Annotated in this window: 1 protein-coding gene; it reads right to left on the bottom strand. The window is 34.2% G+C overall.

Annotated features, from left to right (window positions below; translation table 11 throughout):
- Window positions 1-843: 843 nt before the first annotated feature.
- Entirely contained in the window at window positions 844-1,056 is a 213-nt protein-coding gene (locus ADICYQ_RS27765; protein ID WP_020894213.1) for a hypothetical protein, read from the bottom strand.
- Window positions 1,057-1,271: the final 215 nt, after the last annotated feature.

Here is a 1,271-nt window from a genome sequence, read left to right as displayed (position 1 = left end):
TATACCGAGGTGCTTTGCAACGTCTTTTGACGATAATTTAACTCCCATATCCATCACGAATCACCCCTTAAAAAGGGTTCGATATAGCGAGGTTAAAGCCCTTCAAGTCCTGCACCCTTTATTTGAGTTGTTTTGTAAAAGGGTGCAATTGAAAAGAAGCGTTGCGTACTAAATGATTTGAAAAATACAGTTATACCAAGGGGGGAGAAGGGTTTTAAATAAGTTTGAGTTTGTTTCGGAATTTAGGAGCTGTTTTGAAACTAAAACAAAAAAGGGATTTAGCTAAGATGCCAAATCCCTTCGTCACTTTCAGTACTGATTACATTTTGAAATGTAATCCGGCACGTTCATATGATTTTATTTACCTTGCCATCTTATTCATAAAATATGTTAACGTTCCCTTAAAACAACTGAATGGTCACTCAATAAGAGTGACCATTCCTTCAAAATCTTCATTACTGTGCCGTATTGGCACCGTCTCGTTCATCTAATACATCATTTTACCACTATAGAGTGAGATATTCAAGTGGGTTATGAAAAATCATTTCCATAACCCACTTTTTTTCATTGCTATATTTATTCGATCAAGATCTGGTCCTTTTATAAAACCTCTATTTTTTTGAAGTCAAATCGCTGTATACTCATGGGTGTTGTATTTTAAAACATTAACCCATCTTTTCATGTTTCGAAATCCACCATAAACAGTTTTAATTTCAGCATAGATACCACTTTTCAGTTGATACTTCAGTAGGTTCTTGAGTAGATAATGGAATTGCAATAGCTGTGTTTCCACCTCTTCTTAATACAACAACGGGATGTCTTCCTCCATACTCTTCGTCCACGTTATGACCTAGTTCTGCCCAAAAAACCACTTCCTCTTTTGATTTGTATATCTTCAGGTACAACGAAATGCTTTTCGTTTTTAATTAGATCAGTTTTTTTGGTTATCCAATCTAAATATCCTTTGCTTAGATCATAAGGTTTACCAGTTAAATCTTTATTTGCTTCGTAAAATTCATCTAGTTTCTTTTTTGCTCTTTCTAAACTTTTATCCAAATCGTTACCCCCTGACTATTCATTAAAAGCTTATGGAATCTTTGGGAACATAGGCTTGTCGTCAACAGAACTGCGAAATTAAACGAGTGTTAGCCGTTTATGATTTTTTTGAGATTTTTTTGAATTTCTATAAGTTCAGTGAATTCTTCTGGTGTTGTAAATTCACTGACAGGAATTGTAGAAATCTCATCTAAAGTTTTTGGATCTTTTCTTTG

The organism is Cyclobacterium qasimii M12-11B, from assembly GCF_000427295.1.
GTDB classification, from domain to species: Bacteria; Bacteroidota; Bacteroidia; order Cytophagales; family Cyclobacteriaceae; genus Cyclobacterium; species Cyclobacterium qasimii.
This window is presented reverse-complemented; position numbering and strand designations above follow the sequence as displayed.